Genomic DNA, 22,390 nt, shown 5'->3' with positions numbered 1-22,390 from the left:
TGAGATTGTTACCTGGTCCTGTCCTGTAACACCCTGAACACGTCATCAGGGGAGATGCCGGCTTGTTTCCACAGAACTAACAGGTGATACATCAGATCAGCACTCTCCTGAGCCAACTCTGCCTTTGCATTTCGCACCCCATCCGCTCCTGCGCTTCCGGCATCAATGGCATCCGGACTGCCTGCACCGTGTGCCTTCGCTTCACTGAACGCAGCTGCGTTTTTACCAGCAATGACCACCTCTGTGGCTTCTTCTCCAACCTTCTTTGCAATTTTGTCCATACCGTGTTCAAACAAGAAAGTGGTATAGGAACCCTGAGGACGGTTCTCGTACCGCTCCGCCAGTACTGTCCATAGTTGCTGCAAGACGCTGGCGTAAAAAGGTTCAGAAACCAGTTTTTCCGGAGTTCCTGTTTCCAAGCTGCCTGGTGTAGTGTCGTCGGCGTTGCCTTGTTCAGAGCCGCCAAAGCTTGACCTGTTCTGAACGCTATCAGACACGGGGGTGTTTTCGCCTCGTTCAAAGCCATCCAACTCTTCAATTATGTAGGCTTCTTCCATGACGATGCCGGTATCATCTCCAGCAAACTCGGCACCGTATCCAGGATTGCCCCCTTGATAGGTCATATTCCGATAAAAGCAGCTGGTATTGCCTGTATGACACGCTGGCCCCGCGACGTCCACCAGGAAGAGCACCGTATCACCGTCACAGTCAAGCCGGATTTCACGAACATGCAACACATTGCCTGACGTTTCTCCTTTACGCCAATACGACTGCCGTGATCGGCTCCAAAACCAGGCCTGGCCTGTTCCATAGGTCCGCTTTAAGGCTTCGCGGTTGGCATAGGCTGTCATCAGAACCTGCCGGCTTGCAATGTCTTGCACCACCACTGGCACGAGACCCGTATGTTTGTCATACCGGACCTCATTCAACGACGCAGTTTGCCATCCATCGCGTCCGTCGTTCCCGTCTGCACCGCCTGCCCCATCGTGCCCGCCGTTTATGTCCTGCTGGCTGTCTCTGTCCATCGCACAGGAATCCCCCTTTGCTTCAAATAGGTTTTGACCTGCCCAATCGACGTCTCAGAAAAGTGAAAAATGCTGGCTGCCAAGGCTGCGTCCGCGCCCACACTGGCGAGCAATACATCAGCAAAGTGTTCCTTTCGGCCCGCACCGCCGCTGGCGATGACGGGAATACTGACAGCATTGGCGACTTGCCGTGTGAGTTCCAAGTCATACCCTGCCTTTGTCCCGTCCTGACGAAAGCTGGTGAGAAGAATTTCTCCCGCACCGAGGTTTGCTGCCTTGCGGGCCCATTCCACGGCATCCATTCCGGTTCCTTTTTTGCCGCCTTGTACCATGACCTCGTACTCCCCCATGGTGGGATTCAAATTCGCGTCAATGGCAACCACAATACACTGCTCACCAAACCTGTGAGCTGCTTCCTGAATCAAACTGGGATTGCGAACAGCGCCTGTATTCATGGAAACCTTGTCAGCCCCTGCCAACAGCAGTCCGCGGACATCGTCTACACTGGAGACACCGCCGCCGACTGTAAGCGGAATGTTGACCTGGTTGGCCACCTGTTCGACAACCCGTTGCGTAGCCAGGCGTCCTTCTTCTGACGCCGAAATATCGAGGAGAACGAGTTCATCAGCCCCCGCGTTGGAGTAGAGGTGTGCGAGAGCGACGGGATCGCCTGCATCTCGCCGATCCGATAAAAACCCCACATGTTTGACAACCCGCCCGTCCAATACGTCAAAGCAAGGGATAATCCGTTTTGTCAGCATTATACCACCCCCAACTGAGAGAAGATGTCCTTTAAGTCCAGTCGTCCATCATAGAGTGCGCGTCCGGCAATCACACCCGCAAGACCTGCAGCCCTGGACGCCAACACGTCTTCCGGACCACTGACGCCTCCCGAGGCCAACACATCCAAGCCCGATGAAGTTTGGACTTGTGCAGCCAAATCCAGATTGGGTCCTGTGAGCGTGCCGTCCTTTGCCACGTCCGTTACCAGGGCTGTGCGAACACCCAGGGCATAGAGTTCCCTGCCAAGGTCAACCAATGAAATCTCGGTCTGCTCTGTCCACCCTTTCACGGCCAGCTTCCCGTTACGACCGTCAAGTCCTGCCACAAGCCTGCTGCCGCCGAACTGAGTTGCCATGTCCTGCATCCAGGTCAAGTCCCGGACTGCAGTGCCGATGACACAACGCGTTATCCCTAAAGCCAGCAATCGTTCAATGGCTTCCCTGGAACGCACACCGCCCCCAACCTGGACCTGTACCCCAGACTTGGAACAAATCTTTACAACCTGTTCAATGACAGGCAGGTTCTCGGCTGTGCCTGATTTGGCGGCATCGAGATCGACGACGTGAAGCCACTTGGCCCCTGCTTCCACAAACTCACGGGCAACCTGTGCAGGATTTTCGCTATATTCTGTGCGAGCCTCGTAGTCTCCTTGAAACAGACGCACACAGTGTCCCTGATAAATATCGATTGCAGGAAACAACGTAAAACTGTTTGTGTTACTGGGTTGGCCCGAAACGCTCATTGGTACACCTCACTCTGTCTGAACTCCGAACACATCTGCGAGAAGTTCCGCAGGATTTGCTCTCCTACTTCTCCACTCTTTTCCGGATGAAACTGAGTTCCGCAAACGTTGTCTTTGCCAATCACGGCCGGGACCCGCACGTCTCCGTACTGCGCTGCAGCCAGCAGGTGCTCGTCCGCATGCATCTGTGCATAATAGGAGTGGACAAAGTAGACGTAGTCCCCAACTTCTACACCTTTTAACAGCGGATGGGAAGCCACCTCCACGAAGTCGTTCCAGCCCATATGCGGTACTTTCTCTGGTCCCTTAAAACGGACGATCCTGCCTGGTATCAGCCCGAGACCAATGTGACTGCCGTGTTCTTCACTGATGGAGCACAAAAGCTGCATGCCCAGGCAAATGCCAAGCACGGGCAGACCTTGTTTGGCAGCCTTCTTTACTACCTGCATCAAACCTGTAGCTCGCAGTTGAAACATGGCGTCTCCAAAGGCCCCAACCCCTGGCAACACAACGCCGTCAATGGTGTCTTTTGCAAGTTGATTCCACATCTCACTTGTTTCTACCACAATGGTATCTGCACCAGCCCGAGCAAACCCGCTGCGAACGCTGGATAAGTTTCCGATGCCCAAGTCCAATACGGCAATCATTCCAAGACCCCCTTGGTACTGGGAACGCTGCCGTTGTCAGACGGACCGGTAGCCTCCCGCAGTGCCGCAGCAACCGCTTTAAACAAAGCTTCAATCATATGGTGTGTATCCTCTCCATAGAGCACAGCTAAATGAAGAGCCATGCGCGCCTCGTTGGCAAACGACTTGAAAAACTCCCGTACCAGTTCAACCGGAAAATCACCCACACGTTCTGCGGGAAAGTCCGCTTTTAGAACGAAAGCGGGTCTGCCAGACAAATCGACGACTGCGCGAGCCAGAGTTTCATCCATTGGCGTGTGCCGTTCCCCATACCGACGTATGCCTTGCTTGTCGCCCAAAGCCTCGTGGACAGCCTTCCCCAGTACCAAACCAATATCTTCAACCAAGTGATGCGGGTCTACATCCACGTCACCGTCCGCATTAATAGTTAGGTCAAACTGCCCGTGACCTGCCAACAAATGAAGCATATGTCGTAAAAACGGAACTGGAAAGTCAAGTTGTGCTTCCCCCGTACCGCGCAAATTCAGGCTGAGGTGCACCTCTGTCTCTCCCGTTTTTCTGTCAAGACTGGCTGCAAAAGACGGAGCCGTTTCATTCTTCATCTGGTTCACTTCCGTTTCTATCGGCTTTATCCTGATTTTGAAACCGAACTTCCACAGCTTCTGCGTGGGCTTGCAGTCCTTCTGCCCGCGCCAGCAGAACAATGTGACTGCGGTGCTTTGCCAACGTTTCCGCCTGGTATTCAACCGTACTCATCCGGCGCAGAAAATCGTGGCGGCCAAGCCCTGAGGCAAACCTTGCGCTGCCGTGAGTGGGCAGCACATGATTGGTCCCGGCATAGTAGTCTCCTACGGGTTCAGGCGAATGGGGCCCAAGGAACACGGCTCCTGCGGTGTATATTTCAGGCGTCCAAGCACGGGGATTCTCGACCAGCAGTTCCAGGTGTTCTGGAGCGCTTTGATTGACTACAGCAAGCGCTTCCTGCATATTATCTGCGATCACGATGCACCCCCACCGCTCCAGCGACGCTTCACAGATTTGACGACGGGCCAGACGCGGCAATTGCTCACTCAAAGCCGTTTCCACAGCTTCTGCAATCTCTGCTGAAAGTGCCACACAGACGGCACCTGCCTCCACGTCGTGCTCCGCCTGTGCCAGCATATCAGCAGCAATATGCTGAGGGTCTGCTGTCTTGTCGGCCACAATGAAGACCTCACTGGGACCGGCTATACTGTCTATGCCCACCGTACCGGACACCAGACGTTTTGCCGTGGCAACAAAGATATTGCCTGGACCGACAATCTTATCGACACGCGGGATGGTTTGTGTTCCATATGCCAGACCTGCCACGGCTTGGGCTCCACCCACACGGTACACTTCCTTGATACCTGTCAAATACGCCGCAGCCAAAACAATGCTGTGGGGAAGTCCTGTTTCTTTGGTCGGTGGAGACACCATCGCTATCTCATGGACTCCCGCTACTTGTGCCGGGATGACGTCCATCAACACAGTGGACGGGTATGGTGCTCGTCCGCCAGGCGCGTAGACGCCAACCCTTTGAAGCGGACGCCAGACAAGGCCTAATTGTTCCCCGTCAGGACCCTCGTAGGCCGTATCCACAACCTCCTGTGCTTCATGAAACGTCCGAATGCGTTTTGCAGCAGCCTCCATGGCTTCCTGCAGTTGACTCGGCAATTCATGCCATGCCTGCTCCAAAGCTGCTGCAGGCACCCTGAGGTGAAAGCTGTCCTCTGCAGCATCTGGATAGTCGAACTTGGCAGTATAGGCACGCAAAGCTTGGTCCTTGTCGTTTCGAACGCCTGCCAGGATGTCAGTGACGGATTGCATCACGGATAAATCGTCAGCAGTATCTCGGGCCCAGTTCCACTCTGATGCTTTCACGCGTCGCAGTTTCATGCCTTTGTCCCCCTTGTATATTAAGAACAGCTGCTGAATTGGTTTACGTAAAACCATAATGTAGTTGCTCTATTAAATTTCTGTTCCTTGAAAACCTAATCAAATGTTGATAGACCTTTCTGTGACAAAGTGAGTGTTTACGACCTCGGGCTGATCTTGGGAAAATAGCCGTAGGTGTCTACCAAGGGAATGTTCCTATCCCTCCCGTTGCCCCTCATCTGAGGGTGTCTTCCGAGGAAAGATTGTTCCCCTGGCCCCATGGAATAGACCTACACGCTGACTGTTTCCCGGTCCGTCATCCCTCCTGCCAGCAGAAGGAGGCTCGTGCACCGATGACGTCTGGTGTATTCCAATAGCTCGCAAGGCTGTCGTTCATGGGTTTCCCAGGGTCATCCCGAGGTCGCAGGCATCTGCATCCCAACCTGAAGGAGGTGATTATATTGACTTCCTCCTTGTTTGTCGGAATTGATGTAGGCAGCCAAGAGAACGTGGTTTGCTGCTTAACACAGGACGATGAGAAACGACCTGTGAGTCGATTCACCGTTACCAACAATCGTCCTGGGATTTTAGAGTTTCAGGATCGTATCTCCAAGCTGGCAAAACAGAAACAGGCTGAAGAGATTCTCTTTGGTCTCGAACATACTGGATGCTACTCAACCCATGCCGCCATGTATCTGCAACGTCATTTGGACTTTGGTGTTCAGCGTAGGGTCTACGTCTTTAACCCCAGTCTTATCAGGGAGTTTAAGAAATCCCATTACCTGAGTGCCCCCAAGAACGATAGAGTAGATGCCTGGTTTATCGCAGCTAAGCTTCGGACAGGCCTTCTCCCGCATCCCTTTACCTGGAGCGAGCCGCTCATGGCGTTGCAGCGCTTGACGCGAGCCCGCTACCACCTGATGCAGGATCTGTCTAGAGAGAGCAACTTCCTCATGACGAACTTGTATCTCAAGTTCAGTGACTACAGCAGCACAGGTCCCTTTAAGAGAAACAAGCTCTCGGCAACTTCCATTGCTGTCATGGAGGAATTCGAATCCGTTGAGGAACTCTGTGAGATGCCCCTTGAGCGTCTCATTGAATTCCTTGTGGCACATGGCAAGAACCGATTCGAAAATCCTGAGGTCGTTGCTAAAGTGCTACAGAAGGCTGCTCGCTCCTCGTACCGGCTACCCCAGTCGATGTCGGACTCGGTCAATCTCGCAATGGCTTCTAGTATTCGCGTGATTCGAACGGTACAAGAGCAACTGAAGGCACTACGCAAAGGAATTGAGGACCACTTGGCGACGATCCCGCAAACCCTTGATTCCATTCCCGGTATCGGTCCCATTCTTGCTTCCGGCATTGTAGCTGAGCTGGATGTAAGCCAGTTTAAGAGCCACGCGGAAGCCGCTAAACACGCCGGGCTCGCTTGGACCGTTCACCAGTCCGGGAAATTCACAGCCAACCGAACTCGACTGATTCATTCTGGCAACCGCTACCTCAAGTACTACATGGTTGAAGCGGCAAACAGTGTCCGGGTGCACGACCCTGTTTTCGCCGAGTACTATGCCAAGAAGAGAGCGGAGCCAAAGGAATTTGCCGAGGGACGTACCCTTGCGCTTACAGCCCGGAAACTGATGCGAGTGGTCTTCTATCTGCTAAAGACCAACCGACTTTACACTCCGGAAGGAGGGGTCCGACAACGCGCATAAACTTACCGCGATCGACCTCTATCCACCAGTTCCTAGGTTTTTCACCATATTTTAAAAATCTAGGTAGGGTGGGCTTAGTTGAGTATTGCTAATTTTGGCACCACGTCCAACGTAGTAGCAATTCGACAAATATTATGTCACCTTAGGGCCTTGACATCGTACCGCTGCTCTTTCCACTTGAACTGCGGCTTCCAGTGACTTTGCGACAGACTCAATCTGCTGTCGCTTGAGGCGATAGCTGCCTCTGTTGGCAATCAACCTCGCGGAGCTCTCCCGTACGCGGTCAAATACTTCCAGGCCGTTGGCTGCCAGGGTCTTGCCTGTTTGGACGAGATCGAAGATTCTATCCGTGAGTCCAATGACGGCTGCCAATTCAATCGATCCGCTTAAAGGCACAATGTCGATAGCCACACCCTGACTCCGGAAGTACTGTTCAGCCAACTTCGGATACTTAGTTGCAATCCGGCGCGGGCGCTTGTCTCGCTCTTCCGGAGGCCCGGCAACGCAGAGAGCGCAGCGAGCTACTTCGAGATCGAGCAGCTCATAGATGTCACTGTCGGACTCAAGCAAAACATCCTTTCCCACAACACCCATATCCGCTACACCAAAATGCACATAGGTGGGAACGTCTGCGGGCTTAGCCAACAGGTAGCGAATGGTGTTTGCATCCGTATTCTCTGCTGTCCCATCCCTTGACAAAGCAGCGTGGGCTGATGCTGAGGACACCTCAAAGACCAGTGCTCGCGACTCGTCCACATCTTGAGGAATTGCAACGCCGGCCCTGTCCAACAACGGCCACAAATCATCTGCCGTTCTGCCCTTGGCTAATGCAATGGTTAACATTCGCCTTCCTCCCCCTTTGCCAGAGTGCTGCCGAAGGTTTGATGAGACATCACATTCAGGAGACCGTCGATTTCAAACGTAAATCCAATTGCAGGGGCCCGAGCGCCGAAGTGCTGCAACAATTCATCATAGCGTCCTCCCAGGGCAATGGGTGCTCCTGCTCCTTCTGCGAACACTTCAAACACAATTCCCGTGTAATAGGTCAAATCGCGACACAAAGTCAAATCAAAGGAAATTCCATCTCCGAATCCCAACCGGTCGATAGTTGCACCGAGTTGGGTTAAATGGTCCCATGCTTCCAGAGCCAGTTCTCCAGCAGATGAGCGGCGGAATGCTGCCTTGATATGACCAGGCAGTGACGCTCCGTTTCGCGGATTCAGTTCACTCAGCTGATTCAAGACATCCACATCGACCCCTGCATCCTCAGCTTTCTGACGAAACCCCACGTAGTTGCCTTCAGCCAGTTCCAGCAGCAAGTCTTCCACATCATCCTCCGACAAACCCGTAGCTCTGAGGTATGCAGGCGTGAAGGCAGCGTGGCCCACGACCAGTTGCCAGTTATGTAAGTTCAAGTGATGCAAAGCTTTCACTGCTGTCGTGAGCAGAGACACATCGGAATCCGTTCCGTCCTGACCCAACCACTCAACCCCGACTTGAGCAGATTCTGCTGCTCTCATCGTAGACCACGTAAATGGCACATTCTCCTGTGCTCGCCGGTACACCCGCTCAGCGTAACACCATTGGATATTGTTCTGACCGCTGGCAATCAAGGGAGCTGCCATACGAGCTACAGAAGGTGTGATATCCGGGCGGAGGGCCATGGCTCGGCCGCTTGTGTCAAATAATTGAACCCAATTTGACGTTTCCTCCTCAAGTCGGCCCCGCAAGAGTGTATCTACATACTCAAAAACACCGCAGGACACCATCTCAAATCCCTCTGCTTCAAAGAACTCCAGCAGTTTATTCTCTAACGAACGTTTTTGCCGAGCCTCGTCCGGATAAATGTCTTTCATTCCCAGGGGCCGTTCCGCCCAATTCGGGTATTGTTGTGAACCCATCGACTATTCACATCCAACTCAAAGTTTTTAAGATAAAGTTCATAAATTCGGCATGAAACCTCACCGCTCGGCGTCTGCCGAGTTTCACTTTAACGTACTACCACAGTAAAGCGCTTGTGGTCGATTGTATCGCCGCATTTCAGGCACGTCAACCGTTTGGTTCACATCCGCCCTTTCGGCCCCTTCCCTCCCCGCATAAACTTTAAGGTACTCTGGCGGAGAGCTGGTGTAACAAAAGATTGAAAGGATGGTTACTATGTATGGTGGCGGAGCATTTGGCGGCTACACCCAATGGGCAGTCGTGTTCCTAATCATCTTCGTGCTTTTCTTCCTGCTCGTACCAGGTTACGGCGGTTTAGGAGCAGCGGGCGGCGCAGCCGGCTACTAAATAACAAACAAGAAAAAGGAACTGCCAGACGCGCTTGTCGGCGTCTGGCAGTTCCTTGTATATGGACAGGTAGTCTCTGCAAGAATCAATCAAAGAATCCGTTAGCGTGACATAATCTCCCGTTCTGTGGCTACCATCTGACATATTGAAACCAACTGCCGAACATAGTTCTGGTATTTTTGCTTGGAACCTCCAGCATGGAGACTTGCACGGACAAAGATATCATTGGCAAGGTCTCTGTCGACGCGATAATTTTCTTGAATTCGAACAATCTCCGCATTTTCTCTCGCGAGCTTAAGGAACAACTGCGGGGCCAAGCGCAACGCCATGTTTTCGAGCAGATTGTGATAGTACTTGTTGTCTCTGGTGAACTGATACCTGCGCAATTGAGGGCTGAACGAGACATCCATGTTCATTGAAGGAAAATTGACCTGCTCCTCACCTTTTTTCAATTCCATCAGTACATCCGTTAAATGTCTGCGCAACTGCACGTATAGAATTGGCTTGTTATACAGCGGTGTTCCCTCGCTCACGAGCTGTTCTGTAACTTCTGTCAACGCTTCTCGGTGGTTCATCCTCCCAAACCCTCCATACATTCTTTTTTTCATCACTGCCTGGAATCACTGTTTCGTTCGTTCCAGCAGCGTCATGAGAACCGGACAGGTCTGTTGCCTTCTATGTAATCTCTGGTGTTTTTCAAACCAACAAAAGCACCCGCATTTCTACGGGTGCCAGAAAAGTGCAATACATAGTGGCAACCCGGCGATCATAGACATGCGTCCGTAGACCCGTAGCTTTGCGTCCCAGTGTTTCCACTGGTTTGCCATTATCACGACAAATTTTCAACTCTATCCACTATATTGCACAACTTGTAGTATTTTGTCAACAAATTAACTTCGCCGTCTAAACCACTTTCCCAGCCTGTCAGGGAGGCATACTACTGACCTTGACTCACCGGTTCATGAACAAATCCAGTCTTTGCGTACCGTTCAGCCATCTCATCAATTTCTGTCTTGAGCGCGTCTACCAGTTCTGCCTCAGGCACTTTACGAATTACTTTGCCTTTACGGAACAAGAGACCCTCTCCTCTGGCACCCGCAATACCAATATCTGCCTCCCGCGCTTCACCCGGACCGTTGACAGCGCAACCGAGCACAGACACTTTAATCGGAGCCTTCACCTTCTCCAAATACGCCTCAACTTCGTTGGCAACACTGATTAAGTCAATGTCAATCCGCCCGCATGTCGGGCACGACACCAACGTGGCCGCATTGGATATTAGTTGGTAGGTTTTTAGCAATTCGCGTCCAACCTTGATTTCTTCCACTGGATCGGCGCTTAGGGAAACGCGCATGGTGTTACCCAGTCCCATCGACAAAAGTGTTCCGAGGCCAGCAGAACTCTTAATTGTTCCGCTAAACAACGTGCCTGATTCCGTGATGCCTAAGTGCAGAGGGTAATTGAAATTCTCAGCAGCCAAACGATAAGCTTCGATGGCTAGCGGGACGTCCGAAGCCTTCATGGACACAATAATGTCATGAAAGTCTAGTTCCTCAAGAATGGAAATGTGGTGCAGAGCACTTTCCAACATACCCTGGGCCGTTGGATACCCGTATTTATCCAGAATATGTTTCTCCAGTGAACCAGAGTTGACACCGATACGAATCGGAATCCCTCGGTCTTTACATGCTTCCACCACAGCTTCAACTCGATCACGTTTGCCAATGTTCCCTGGATTGATCCGCACCTTGTCAATACCGTTTTCGATGGCCTTCAGTGCCAACCGGTAATCAAAATGAATGTCTGCGACCAGCGGAATGTGTATCTGGCGTTTAATGTCCTTAATCGCATCAGCCGCCTCCTGAGAGTTGACGGTGACCCGGACGATTTCACAGCCTGCCTCCTCCAGCCGATGAATTTCATTGACAGTCGCTTTGACATCCGCCGTTTTCGTGGTTGTCATACTTTGTAGAACGACTTTATCCTCGCCGCCGATAGTTAGGTCGCCGACGCGAACGGGTCGAGTATTTTTACGATGAAACATGCTTTCGCCTCCATAGCTTGGAAAGTATGTCCGAGCGTCTCTTCCTGTAGCTTCATGCAATAGTGGGTTGTCTTCGTCTGTCTTCAAAAATAATTTGCAAAGGACAAACCATTATTTTGACTCGATTTGAGTAAAACTTATCAAATCACCACCATTATACATGACATAGAACCAAACCGGACAGAAAATTAGCTGCGATACACCTGGACATGAAGCATGAAACATGCGGGCACAAAACATGGAGATGTAAAAATGCGGACCTCAATCGTGTGGGCGGAAAATTGACCCGCCTCAAGGAATTCCTATTTGTTCAGTGATTTGGTACAGTATCTGAGTAAGAGGAATATGAGACAGAATGCCTCGTAAAAAGTAAATCTGTGAGGAGTGTCACCGTAATGACGGATCAAATTATTTCCTACCTAGGCTCAGAAGCCGACTACCTTCTGAACCACACTTCTACCACTATTCCAAAAGAAACCATTACTTCTCCTTCCCCAGCCTATCTGGATGAAGTATTTGCACAGTCTGATCGAAGCAACCAAGTAATGCGCAGTATGCAGTCTTTACTCGGTACAGGTCGACTTGCAAATACAGGGTACGTTTCGATTCTCCCTGTTGACCAAGGCATTGAACATTCAGCCGGCGCATCCTTTGCGAAGAACCCAGCTTACTTTGACCCAGAGAACATTGTGAAGTTGGCCATCGAAGGCGGTTGCAACGGGGTTGCCTCTACATTTGGCGTTCTCGCTATGACATCACGGAAATACGCACATAAAATCCCGCACATTGTAAAAATCAACCACAACGAACTTTTAACCTATCCCAATCAGTTTGACCAAGTACCCTTCGGCAGCGTCCATGAGGCCTGGAACCTGGGTGCAGCAGGAATCGGCGCCACCATCTATTTTGGCTCACAAAATGCAACACGCCAATTGCAGGAAATCAGTGAAGCCTTCGAAGAGGCTCACGAGTTGGGTATGTTTACAATTCTCTGGACATACCTCCGTAATCCGGAATTCAAACAAGGCGGTACAGATTATCATACGGCTGCGGACCTGACCTCGCAAGCCAACCATTTAGGCGTCACGATTGAGGCAGACATCATTAAGCAGAAGCTGCCTACTACAAACGGCGGATACAAAGCATTGAATATGGAAGGAAGTAGTTATGGAAAAACGGACGATCGCATTTATACAGAATTAACGAGCGATCACCCGATTGACCTCGCTCGATACCAAGTTGCCAACTGCTACATGGGGAAAATTGGCCTGATTAACTCTGGCGGCGCCTCTGGGAACAACGACTTCGCAGATGCGACACGCACAGCTGTCATCAACAAACGTGCAGGCGGTATGGGACTCATCTCGGGCCGCAAAGCCTTCCAACGTCCTATGGACGAAGGTGTGAAGCTGTTGAACACCATTCAGGATGTCTACCTCAACAAAGACATCACGCTTGCATAGTCACTGCCGCCAAAGCTTTCTCGACTCGGCTTATGCCCCGCATCACTCACCGTGGTGCGGGACATTTTTATGGGAACTTCCAATGTCCGACTTGAAATGTATAGCGGTCGAAAATGGTTCTATACTAAATCACAAGTTTCCATCATGCAGCTACTGCAGTCACGCAGCTACTGCAGTTGAGGAGGATTTGGCGCATGGCACAACATCAACAGTTTGAGCCTGGTTGGAAAGCACCGAATGACGGTGATTACATTGAGGTCGGAGAACATCCTGACAGCGCAGGTATTCATGACCCGCAAACGGTACACCTGCGAAAAGGCGAGTCCTTCCCGCGCACGCGCAACGGCAACCGTAAGTGGGCCCGCGTAAAGCCGCATGACACCAAATAACAAAATTGAGAATGCACTTCAGTTACGCCGGCGGGGAGTTCCCACAGCCGGCCTAATTTGTGTCTGCTGCAATTCCCAATTAAGCTGTACAAGCCGGTGAGGATGCCGGTGTTGGTCCGACGGCGATTCCGGTGCTGGTTCCGGTGCTGATTTCGGTGTGAGCCCACCGCGATCCCAATGCCAATCATCCATGCGAACGTACGCCGCCGGCCAAAGCTGTGCATGTATGCATAGTTCGCCAAAGCGGACACGGGCACGGACACAGACCTGTGCCACAGCCCTTCGACAACATGTCATTTGATACTTCTATTCAGGTACATCATAATAGAACAGAGCAAGATGGCTTTGACTGACAAAGGAGGTTTTTTTTATGCCCGAAACAAAAATCAGTTCGCAAAACATCATTGAAACTACCGAACACTATGGCGCTCACAACTATCATCCTCTGCCGATTGTCATCAGTAAGGCAGAGGGTATTTGGGTCGAAGACCCAGAGGGTAATCGATACATGGACATGTTAAGTGCGTACTCTGCTTTAAACCAGGGGCACAGGCATCCAAAAGTCATTCAGGCTCTCAAAGACCAAGCGGATAAAGTGACTTTAACCTCTCGCGCGTTCCATAACGCCGAATTGGGCAAATTCTATGAAACCGTTGCGAAGATGACACAAAAAGAAATGGTTCTGCCGATGAACACCGGAGCCGAGGCGGTAGAAACAGCGATTAAAGCAGTCCGGCGTTGGGGCTCGGATGTAAAGGGAATTGAGGACGGTAAACAAGAAATCATCGTGTCCGCAGGGAATTTCCACGGCAGGACTGTGACGGCAGTTTCAATGTCGTCGCAACCGGAATACAAACGCGGATTCGGTCCGCTCACACCTGGCTTTAAGATCATTCCGTACGGTGATATCGATGCATTAAAAGAAGCGATGACGGAAAACACAGCCGCATTCCTCACAGAGCCCATCCAAGGTGAGGCAGGCATTATTATTCCCCCTGAAGGATTTCTCCGCGAAGCAGCAGAAATCTGCCGGCAAAACAATGTTCTTTTGGTTGCAGATGAAATTCAGACCGGGTTTGGACGGACAGGAAAGCTGTTCGCTTGTGAGTGGGAGAAGGTCGTCCCGGATATGTACATCATGGGTAAAGCAATGGGAGGCGGTGTCTTCCCCATTTCAGCAGTCGCGGCGAACAAGGACATTTTGGGTGTATTTGAACCTGGATCACACGGATCCACGTTCGGTGGAAACCCACTCGGCTGTGCAGTGGCAGTAGCTGCCCTGAACGTCATTAAAGACGAGAATTTAGTGGAGAAATCCAATGATCTGGGCGACTACTTTCAAGACCAGTTAAAGACTATCAATAATCCGCATATTAAGGACATCAGAGGTAAAGGGTTATTTATTGGAGTGGAATTGGATACGGCTGCACGACCATACTGCGAAGCTCTAAAAGAAAAGGGGCTCCTGTGTAAAGAAACCCACGAAAATGTGATTCGATTTGCACCGCCGCTGATTATTACGAAGGCTGAGCTGGACGATGCGGTTGGCCGTATCAAAAGTGTACTTGAAGCATAATCAACTTGCAGCTTCCACAAAAATGGCACGAGGTCAGACGACTTAACCGTAGACAAGAGATAGACGGGTACTCCGTCTATCTCTTCCTTATTGGGGACTTTTTGGACGGGTGTTAGGTGCCGCTGCATTCATGATGATGAAATAACGATCCGAAAAGCGCTTATCCACAGTGATGAGAGTGAACAGGCATAAATAGATGCCTGAGAGAAGCTTATTTCCACTTGAAATGAGGATCCGGGGTGGAAATGGAGGCATTAAGCATCCCTGAGGGGCTTATGCAAGCCGTATAGAGGCGAAAGGTTCCTATAAGCTCCTGCGGGATCGCTATTTTTCGCAGCAGTCCGTTCGCAGTCCGTTCGCAGTCCGTTCGCAGTCCGTTCGCAGTCCGTTCGCAGTCCGTTCGCAGTCCGTTCGCAGTCCGTTCGCAGTCCGTTCGCAGTCCGTTCGCAGTCCGTTCGCAGTCCGTTCCCGTTTGTTAATGATCCTTTTGCTCACTATCATGATACTCGCCAGCCGATAGTGATCGATTCTCTCACTATCACCCGCAGGCCGTCTACATTAGGGATCCCGTTGCTCCCTATCACCCACGTCCCACCCCGGCACTCCCCATATTAGTGTGCATTTATGACACTAATGTTTAGGACAGGGTCGCGCTAGTGATCATTGCGATCACAATCTCATTGCCCCTGCAATCGATAGTGATCTTTCGGATCACTATCAGCCTGCTGCTTCCCTCATCACTATCAGCCTGCTTCTCCGTCCGAATCCCTAAGCGGCCCATCGGTCATATCACTAACCGCCTCAGCTACAGACTTTAGTTACATTACGCCAATCACGAGTACAAGACACATGGTTGTGAGGTAAATCAATGAGTAGCGAAAGACTTTGTTCGCCCAAATCAAGTCGGTCTCGACTGTTTTACTGAATTGACCCTTAATGGCATGATACAAAAATCCCAGTCCGAGCGATCCTGCCAACACCAAGTACAAAAGCCCCTCCACGCGAAGGGCGTAGGGCAACAGAGATACAAAGAACATGGCAATCGTGTATTTCAAAACTTGAGATTTGGTTTGCGAAAATCCGACCACTACGGGAAGCAGCGGAATGCCTGCTTTGCGGTACTCCTCAGTTCGCTTCATCGCAAACGGAAGAAAATGAGGAATCTGCCACAGGAAGAAGATGAAGAAAATCGTGAGTCCAGCTAAATCCAGACGTCCTCCGTTTGCAGCCGTCCAACCAATCAACGGAGGAATGGCTCCAGGGATTCCACCAAGAACCGTGCTTAGCGTGGTCGTACGCTTCAACCAAACTGTATAAACATAGGCGTAGAATACGAGTCCAATAAATGCGCAAATCGCTGCGGTGACATTCGTCATTGTAATGAGAATAATCAATCCGACGATGCCGAGTGTGATTCCGAGCAGAAACGCAGGACGCGGACGAACTCTTCCAGCTACTAATGCACGTGCCTCAGTGCGTTTCATGCTCCCGTCGATATCCCGATCAATAAAGTTGTTCAGTGCTGCTCCTCCGGCTACAACAAGCCCTGTTCCAAGCAGAGTCCAGAGCAACACCCCCCACTCTGGGTGGCCCTGACTTGCAACCCAAAACCCTGCAAACGTCGACATCACATTTGCGAATGTAATACCAGTCTTTGTTATCGATACGTACGCTTTTACAACAGCTGCAGGATTTGCGTTTTTTTGTTGTCCAACTGCAGCAACATTTGTTGGCATGACGCCAGCCCCCTAACCCTTTCACTCTGGTTTAAACTCCAAACGAATGCAGGACAGCCTGCGGCTGCCCTGCATTTCCTGGCATATGTGTTCGCAAGCGACAAATTGTCCCTTATCACTCTTTGGCTCAAACTTCCTACCAAGGTTCCACCTGTAGTACCTGTAGTACCTGTAGTATAGGAGAGCCAAGACCTCAAGATCCAAAAAGACTATACCGTAGTTCATTTAGACTACTGCTTGAAAACAGTTTACCATAGTCCAAACTTCTATAGTCAATATAGACAGGTCTAAAAAAGAGTACCGAAGTCATTTGTCACAAACTTGAAACATCTGAGCTGGGGTTTGAGAGACAACTGACGTTAGGGGTTGTCCACAGCTGTATGTCTTGACTCTGAAAACTTCTTGTACGACATGACCAGAGCCATTGCCGCGATGACGATAATGCCCGTGACAATGAACGGGATGTCGTGATGGATTTCGAAAAGCACGGTGGCCAGGACGGGTCCGATAATACGCGCAAGGCTGTCCATGGAAGACAGTAATCCGTTGGCTAAACCTTGTCCAACCGTAGTTTCCTTGGTAATGATTGAGGTCAAAGTTGGTTTAATGACCGTATTGCTGGCACCGAAAATGGTCATGTACAATGTGGCAGTCCAGAAGTTCGTCGAGAACAGGATTAAAAACATGCCAATTCCAGAGAGCACTAGACCGGTGTACATGGCGGGTACCTCTCGACCATGTTTGACGTAGCGCTGCACGATTCCGCCCTGCACCAGGGCACCGACAAGTCCAGAAATTAAGAACATCATCCCAATTTGCGTCTTAGTTGCACCAAACTTGGACATTTCAAAGTACTGAAAGACACCTTCCAACGTTGCAATGCTGAATTGCGCCACAAAATCTACCATATACAGGTACTTGAGGGCGCCGGCGAATGCGCGCCACCGCGATCCCGTTGATTTCGGCCTGGCAAGACGCTCCTCCCGCGTTGACGACTCTTTGAGAGCTGCGACTCCCCAAATCGCGTTGATGACAGCCAGTCCGGCAGCAACGAAGAATGGTGTGGGAATGCTGATATTTCCGAGCAAGCCGCCCACCCCAGGACCAATGATGAAACCCATACCAATGGATGCACCTGCAAATGCCATCCCTTTGGTTCGGTTCTCTTCATCTGTTACATCCGCAATGTAGGCCATGGCAGTCGCAGTGACGGCACCCGAAAATCCTCCGCCAATCACCCGTGCAACATACATGAGCCAAAGAATGTCTTTCGCCAGCCCAAAGACCAGGAAACTAACTGCGAAGCCAAGCAGTCCGATAATTAAAACTGGTTTGCGCCCCACACGGTCCGAAATCCGTCCCCAGAACGGCGACATGACGAAGGCGACCGCAGAATAGACTGCGAGCATTAAGCCGAGGTTGTACGGCCTGGCTCCTACGTCCTTAACCATTAGGGGAAGAACTGGAATAATTAACCCGAACCCGATAAACACCGTGATAAGCATACTCAGTATCACGGCAATCTTCTTCATCATGCGTATGTGCCTCCCCTCCAATAGTCAATCTACAGAATAGCACTTTCGTCACCACCGCTCAAAAATTGTAGATTTTCACACATCGTTCTTCTCATCTTTACTCATCATTTCCGTAAAAATGGGTAGGGTAGAGTCTAGGCTGGCGACACAAACTCGCAGCACCTGTGCAGCAATTGCCCTACTTGAGAACTTACCAATTTGGTAGTAGAGTGACAAAGGGCGCAGTGCTGCGCGAGTAAGCGGATTCCAGGTACATCGAATCATCAAGAATACAAATTTACTTATCGGGTTTTCCAATCTGGGTTCGACAAAGCGTGCTGGCATTTGCGAAAATGATTCTGTTAAGCAAAGTCATGTAATACTACGGGAAGCAGCATTAGAAAAGGAGTGGAGAATGATGACCATGGATCCGTTTGGAACCAAAAAACAACTGTCAGTCGGAAGTCAAACGTACTCGTACTACCGGCTGCAGTCCCTTGAAGACCAAGGCGTCGCCACCGTATCAAAACTGCCATTTTCCATTAAGATTTTACTAGAAGCGGTGCTCCGTCAAGTGGACGGTCATGCAGTGGAAGAAGAGCATGTCCGAAAACTGGCCAACTGGAATGCAAAAGCACCCGAAAAGGATGAAATTCCATATAAACCTGCACGCATTTTGCTTCAGGACTTCACCGGCGTACCGGCTGTTGTCGACCTGGCGGCTCTGCGTTCTGCCATGAAGCGTTTGGCAGGAGACCCGACTCGTATCAATCCTCTCATTCCCGTCGATCTTGTGATTGACCACTCAGTACAAGTCGACGCATTCGGTTCCAATGAAGCACTTCAATTTAACATCAACCGCGAATTTGAACGCAATGAAGAACGCTATAAATTCCTGCACTGGGCGCAAAAAACCTTTAACAACTTCCGTGTTGTACCGCCAGGAACAGGTATTGTTCACCAAGTGAACCTGGAGTATTTGGCGACTGTTGTTGCACAAAAGGAAGTTGACGGCGAGACGTTCGTCTTCCCCGACACACTGGTTGGTACAGACTCTCACACAACCATGATTAATGGTATTGGTGTGATGGGCTGGGGTGTTGGCGGCATTGAGGCCGAAGCCTGCATGCTCGGACAACCACTGTATCAGTTAATGCCGGAAGTCGTTGGTTTCAAACTGAAAGGCAAATTAGCTGAGGGTGCAACAGCTACAGACCTGGCTTTGACGGTGACGAATATGCTCCGTAAAAAAGGCGTTGTCGGCAAGTTTGTTGAGTTCTACGGACCGGGTCTTAGCAACATCAGCCTTGCAGACCGTGCCACTGTTGCCAACATGTCTCCCGAATATGGAGCAACAATGGGCTTCTTCCCTGTTGACGAAGAAACACTCAACTACCTGCGCAACACCGGACGCAGCGAAGACCTCATTGAATTGGTCAAGACCTACTGCACGGAGCAGGGCATCTTCCGGACGGATGACACACCCGATGCGGTCTATACAGACACCCTCGAACTCGATCTTAGCGAAGTAGTACCAAGTCTGGCTGGTCCACGCCGTCCACAAGACAAGATTCTTCTCACAGACATGAAGAAGACCTTCGATGACCTTGCTCAAAAAGACATCAACGAAGGCGGTTTTGGACTGTCAAAAGAAGACCGCAACAAAGAAGTAAAAGTGGAACATCCAAGCAACAAAGAATCCACCATGAAACCCGGTGCAGTTGCCATTGCGGCTATCACCAGTTGTACCAACACCTCCAATCCGTCGGTGATGGTGGGGGCTGGCCTCGTAGCAAAGAAGGCTGTCGAGAAAGGCCTGACGACGCCCGGATATGTGAAGACCAGTTTGGCACCGGGATCGAAAGTGGTTACAGACTACCTGACAAACGCTGGCCTCATCGACGACTTGGCAAAGCTCGGCTTCGACGTCGTCGGATACGGCTGCACCACCTGTATCGGCAACTCCGGTCCGCTGCCTGATGAAGTCGGTCACGCCATTGAAGACAACGACCTGCTGGTATCCGCAGTCTTATCCGGCAACCGGAATTTTGAAGGACGGATTCACTCTTTGGTTCGCGCCAATTACCTGGCATCGCCTCCGCTGGTTGTGGCCTATGCCTTAGCAGGAACCGTTGATATCGACTTGACAACAGAACCCCTTGGAACAGACAAGGATGGTAAGCCGGTTTATCTAGAGGACATCTGGCCGAGCCCGACCGAAGTGGCAGACACCATTGCCAGCGTAGTGAAACCAGAACTGTTCAAAGAGAAGTATGCAGAAGTCTTCTCGAGCAACGAACGTTGGAACGAGCTGACGACGCCTGAAGGTGAACTCTACGATTGGGATAAGGCATCCACCTACATCCAGGAGCCGCCCTTCTTTGTCGGTTTGACGGCTGATGTGCCGAAAACAGAAGACATCAACCAGGCGTCCGTGTTGGCACTCCTTGGCGACTCTGTGACCACAGACCACATCTCACCTGCAGGCCACATCGAACCGGACAGTCCGGCTGGTCAGTACCTGACATCTCACAATGTAAAGCCTGTAGACTTTAACTCCTACGGTTCACGCCGCGGGAACCACGAAGTCATGATGCGGGGTACTTTCGCTAATATCCGCATCCGTAACCAGGTTGCACCGGGAACTGAGGGCGGATACACGAAGTACCTGCCGACCGGAGAAGTTATGCCGATTTACGATGCATCTATGAAATACCAGGAAGAGAACAAAGCGTTGGTGGTCGTCGCCGGTAAGGAGTACGGTACAGGAAGCTCCCGTGATTGGGCAGCCAAAGGAACCACACTGCTCGGCGTCAAGGCTGTCATTGCCGAGAGCTTTGAGCGGATTCACCGCAGCAACCTGGTAGGCATGGGCGTCCTGCCCTTGCAGTTCAAGGACGGTGACAACTGGAAGTCAAAAGGCTTCAACGGCACCGAGAAGTTTGATATCACAGGTCTGGCACAGGAACTCAAACCTGGTCAGGATGTTGAAGTGAAAGTTACCCGTGAAGACGGTTCGACTGAAAGCTTCCAGACCACACTGCGTCTCGACAGTAAAGTGGAAATTGAGTACTACCGCAACGGCGGCATTCTGCAGACCGTCCTGCGCAACTTTGTGAGGAACTAAAAGCGGATTTCCCGACACTGAAACGCGAAACAAGCCCTCCACCCGAGATCCGGGGTGGAGGGCTTGTTACTTCCGGTTTGAAGCTTTAGAGAAAAGCTTTAGAGGGAAGCCTTGAGGATACTCAGGACATCGTCTGCGTTCAGTTTCTTGAATTGACCAATGTCGCTGTAGCGCACAGATTGAGCAGCCATGGTTTGCAGTGATTCATCGCCGATATCGTAGTCTGCCAGACGTTCTGGTGCACCGATGCTGCGATAGAACTCCCTTACCTTTGCAATGGTTGCTTCTGCCATTTCCCTGTCGCTTTTTCCATCACGGCTGACTCCAAACACGCGCTCACCAAGTTGCGCAAATCGGCTTGGATTTGCATCCATGACGTAGTCCATCCAATGGGGGAACAAGACGGCCAGTCCCCCGCCGTGCGGAATGTCATAAATAGCACTAATCTCGTGTTCCATTGCATGGCATGCCCAATCTCCCTGCACGCCCATGCTAATCATACCGTTCAACGCCATTGTACTGCAGTACATGATGGTCTCCCGCGCCTGGTAGTCTTCCGGATTCGCCAATACCTTTGGCGCGTACTCAATGACGGTGGAAATCACAGACTCAATCAACCGCCGTTGCAGAGCAGTGTGCTCCGTAGGATGGAAGTAGTGCTCGAAACTGTGGGCTAGCATGTCGCAAATTCCGTAAATCGTCTGGTCTTTGGGAACTGTGTATGTGTTTTCCGCATCACAGATGGAGAACTTCGGAAAAGCCGCCGGAGAACCGCCGCCCAATTTCTCCTTGGTCTCCCAATTGGTGATGACGCCGCCTGCATTCATTTCCGATCCCGTTGCCGCCAACGTCAGAATAGTTCCCAACGGCAGCGCCTCTTCCGGCCTGACTTTCTTCGAATAGATGTCCCATACTTCACCATTGTACTTTGTCCCCAGCGCAATGGCTTTGGAGCAATCCAGTACAGAACCGCCGCCTACAGCCAACACCAATTCCACACCTTCGCTGCGGCAGATATTGATTCCCTTTTGTACAGTCGTCAAGCGTGGATTAGGCTCAACACCAGCGAGTTCCAGTATCTCTACTCCCGCGCCAATCAGAAGGGATTGGATTTTATCGTAGAGACCGCTGCGGTTAATGCTTCCGCCTCCATATACAAGCAAAACCTTGGATGCATACTTCTTTACCTCTGGAACCAGATTTTCTTCGATCTGTCCCTTTCCGTAATATAAAACCGTAGGGTTTTGAAAACGAAATGGATTCACAATACCAACCTCCTGCTGCAATATGAATTCTTGCTGTATTCGCCTGTAAGAGGCGCAAATTTGATTGTACCTCAAGTGTCCACCAGAACGAAATCGGACGACTTCCAGGCACCGACTGGCTGCTGGCTTCCAGAGTTCGGCTTGCACATTCGGCTTCCAGTCCTCTATCACACTGGTTCCAT

Annotated in this window: 19 protein-coding genes and 1 riboswitch; of the genes, 6 read left to right on the top strand and 13 right to left on the bottom strand. The window is 51.0% G+C overall.

Going from position 1 to position 22,390, the window contains the following annotated elements; genetic code table 11:
* Positions 1 to 8 precede the first annotated feature (8 nt).
* From hisI to hisD, 6 genes are read right to left on the bottom strand one after another with little or no spacing between them, the layout of a single operon-like run.
* A complete protein-coding gene (hisI, locus tag GI364_RS25255; protein WP_198852941.1) occupies positions 9 to 1,025 on the bottom strand; it encodes a phosphoribosyl-AMP cyclohydrolase in 1,017 nt (338 codons plus the stop codon).
* A complete protein-coding gene (gene hisF, locus GI364_RS07105; RefSeq protein WP_198852940.1) occupies positions 998 to 1,786 on the bottom strand; it encodes an imidazole glycerol phosphate synthase subunit HisF in 789 nt (262 codons plus the stop codon). Before hisF ends, hisI begins: the two co-directional genes overlap by 28 nt.
* On the bottom strand, positions 1,786 to 2,550 hold the full coding sequence (gene hisA, locus GI364_RS07100) for a 1-(5-phosphoribosyl)-5-[(5-phosphoribosylamino)methylideneamino]imidazole-4-carboxamide isomerase (RefSeq protein WP_198852939.1): 765 nt from the start codon (positions 2,548 to 2,550) through the stop codon (positions 1,786 to 1,788). The genes hisF and hisA overlap by 1 nt, the downstream gene beginning before the upstream one ends.
* Positions 2,547 to 3,197, bottom strand: coding sequence for an imidazole glycerol phosphate synthase subunit HisH (gene hisH, locus GI364_RS07095; RefSeq protein ID WP_198852938.1), 651 nt, complete (start codon positions 3,195 to 3,197; stop codon positions 2,547 to 2,549). The genes hisA and hisH overlap by 4 nt, the downstream gene beginning before the upstream one ends.
* The gene (hisB, locus tag GI364_RS07090) at positions 3,194 to 3,799 is read right to left on the bottom strand and encodes an imidazoleglycerol-phosphate dehydratase HisB (protein ID WP_198852937.1); all 606 of its coding nucleotides are present in this window, start codon (positions 3,797 to 3,799) and stop codon (positions 3,194 to 3,196) included. The genes hisH and hisB overlap by 4 nt, the downstream gene beginning before the upstream one ends.
* Positions 3,789 to 5,114 carry a histidinol dehydrogenase gene (hisD, locus tag GI364_RS07085; RefSeq protein ID WP_198852936.1) on the bottom strand — a complete coding sequence of 442 codons (1,326 nt, stop codon included), beginning with the start codon at positions 5,112 to 5,114 and terminating at the stop codon, positions 3,789 to 3,791. The genes hisB and hisD overlap by 11 nt, the downstream gene beginning before the upstream one ends.
* A 440-nt stretch (positions 5,115 to 5,554) precedes the next feature.
* On the opposite strand from hisD, the gene GI364_RS07080 reads away from it, so the two are divergent.
* Positions 5,555 to 6,805: an IS110 family RNA-guided transposase gene (locus tag GI364_RS07080; protein WP_198849677.1), complete on the top strand. Its 1,251-nt coding sequence runs from the start codon at positions 5,555 to 5,557 to the stop codon at positions 6,803 to 6,805.
* Between the two features lie 132 nt (positions 6,806 to 6,937).
* Here GI364_RS07080 and hisG read toward each other — a convergent pair whose 3' ends face one another.
* Together hisG and GI364_RS07070 are read right to left on the bottom strand one after the other, a co-directional pair.
* Positions 6,938 to 7,648: an ATP phosphoribosyltransferase gene (gene hisG / locus GI364_RS07075; protein WP_198852935.1), complete on the bottom strand. Its 711-nt coding sequence runs from the start codon at positions 7,646 to 7,648 to the stop codon at positions 6,938 to 6,940.
* Positions 7,642 to 8,706, bottom strand: coding sequence for an ATP phosphoribosyltransferase regulatory subunit (locus GI364_RS07070; RefSeq protein WP_198852934.1), 1,065 nt, complete (start codon positions 8,704 to 8,706; stop codon positions 7,642 to 7,644). Before GI364_RS07070 ends, hisG begins: the two co-directional genes overlap by 7 nt.
* Before the next feature lie 247 nt (positions 8,707 to 8,953).
* On the opposite strand from GI364_RS07070, the gene GI364_RS07065 reads away from it, so the two are divergent.
* Entirely contained in the window at positions 8,954 to 9,094 is a 141-nt protein-coding gene (locus tag GI364_RS07065; protein ID WP_198854207.1) for a hypothetical protein, read from the top strand.
* 101 nt (positions 9,095 to 9,195) lie between these two features.
* Here GI364_RS07065 and GI364_RS07060 read toward each other — a convergent pair whose 3' ends face one another.
* Positions 9,196 to 9,669 carry a hypothetical protein gene (locus GI364_RS07060; RefSeq protein WP_198852933.1) on the bottom strand — a complete coding sequence of 158 codons (474 nt, stop codon included), beginning with the start codon at positions 9,667 to 9,669 and terminating at the stop codon, positions 9,196 to 9,198.
* 175 nt (positions 9,670 to 9,844) lie between these two features.
* Positions 9,845 to 9,929: riboswitch (cyclic di-GMP riboswitch) on the bottom strand.
* A 102-nt stretch (positions 9,930 to 10,031) separates the two neighbouring features.
* A complete protein-coding gene (ispG, locus tag GI364_RS07055; protein ID WP_198852932.1) occupies positions 10,032 to 11,138 on the bottom strand; it encodes a flavodoxin-dependent (E)-4-hydroxy-3-methylbut-2-enyl-diphosphate synthase in 1,107 nt (368 codons plus the stop codon).
* Positions 11,139 to 11,533: 395 nt separating this feature from the next.
* Between ispG and GI364_RS07050 the strand changes: the two genes are divergently transcribed.
* From GI364_RS07050 to GI364_RS07040, 3 genes are all read left to right on the top strand, one after another.
* A complete protein-coding gene (locus tag GI364_RS07050; protein WP_198852931.1) occupies positions 11,534 to 12,601 on the top strand; it encodes a class I fructose-bisphosphate aldolase in 1,068 nt (355 codons plus the stop codon).
* A 194-nt stretch (positions 12,602 to 12,795) separates the two neighbouring features.
* Positions 12,796 to 12,990 (top strand): YjzC family protein, encoded by a 195-nt coding sequence (locus GI364_RS07045; protein ID WP_198852930.1) that lies wholly within the window; start codon positions 12,796 to 12,798, stop codon positions 12,988 to 12,990.
* A 370-nt stretch (positions 12,991 to 13,360) separates the two neighbouring features.
* The gene (locus tag GI364_RS07040) at positions 13,361 to 14,566 is read left to right on the top strand and encodes an ornithine--oxo-acid transaminase (RefSeq protein WP_198852929.1); all 1,206 of its coding nucleotides are present in this window, start codon (positions 13,361 to 13,363) and stop codon (positions 14,564 to 14,566) included.
* Between the two features lie 818 nt (positions 14,567 to 15,384).
* Here GI364_RS07040 and cyoE read toward each other — a convergent pair.
* Entirely contained in the window at positions 15,385 to 16,302 is a 918-nt protein-coding gene (gene cyoE / locus GI364_RS07035) for a heme o synthase (protein WP_198852928.1), read from the bottom strand.
* 359 nt (positions 16,303 to 16,661) lie between these two features.
* Positions 16,662 to 17,837 carry an MFS transporter gene (locus GI364_RS07030; RefSeq protein ID WP_198852927.1) on the bottom strand — a complete coding sequence of 392 codons (1,176 nt, stop codon included), beginning with the start codon at positions 17,835 to 17,837 and terminating at the stop codon, positions 16,662 to 16,664.
* A gap of 394 nt (positions 17,838 to 18,231) precedes the next feature.
* Here GI364_RS07030 and acnA point away from each other — a divergent pair, with 394 nt between their 5' ends.
* On the top strand, positions 18,232 to 20,943 hold the full coding sequence (gene acnA / locus GI364_RS07025; RefSeq protein WP_198852926.1) for an aconitate hydratase AcnA: 2,712 nt from the start codon (positions 18,232 to 18,234) through the stop codon (positions 20,941 to 20,943).
* A 98-nt stretch (positions 20,944 to 21,041) separates the two neighbouring features.
* On the opposite strand, the gene GI364_RS07020 is transcribed toward acnA, so the two are convergent.
* Positions 21,042 to 22,208 (bottom strand): iron-containing alcohol dehydrogenase, encoded by a 1,167-nt coding sequence (locus GI364_RS07020; protein WP_198852925.1) that lies wholly within the window; start codon positions 22,206 to 22,208, stop codon positions 21,042 to 21,044.
* Between the last annotated feature and the right edge of the window lie 182 nt (positions 22,209 to 22,390).

The sequence above is a fragment of the Alicyclobacillus sp. SO9 genome (assembly GCF_016406125.1).
GTDB lineage: Bacteria > Bacillota > Bacilli > Alicyclobacillales > Alicyclobacillaceae > SO9.
The sequence above is the reverse complement of the archived record's forward strand: the minus strand, read 5'-3'. Positions and strand labels throughout refer to the sequence as shown.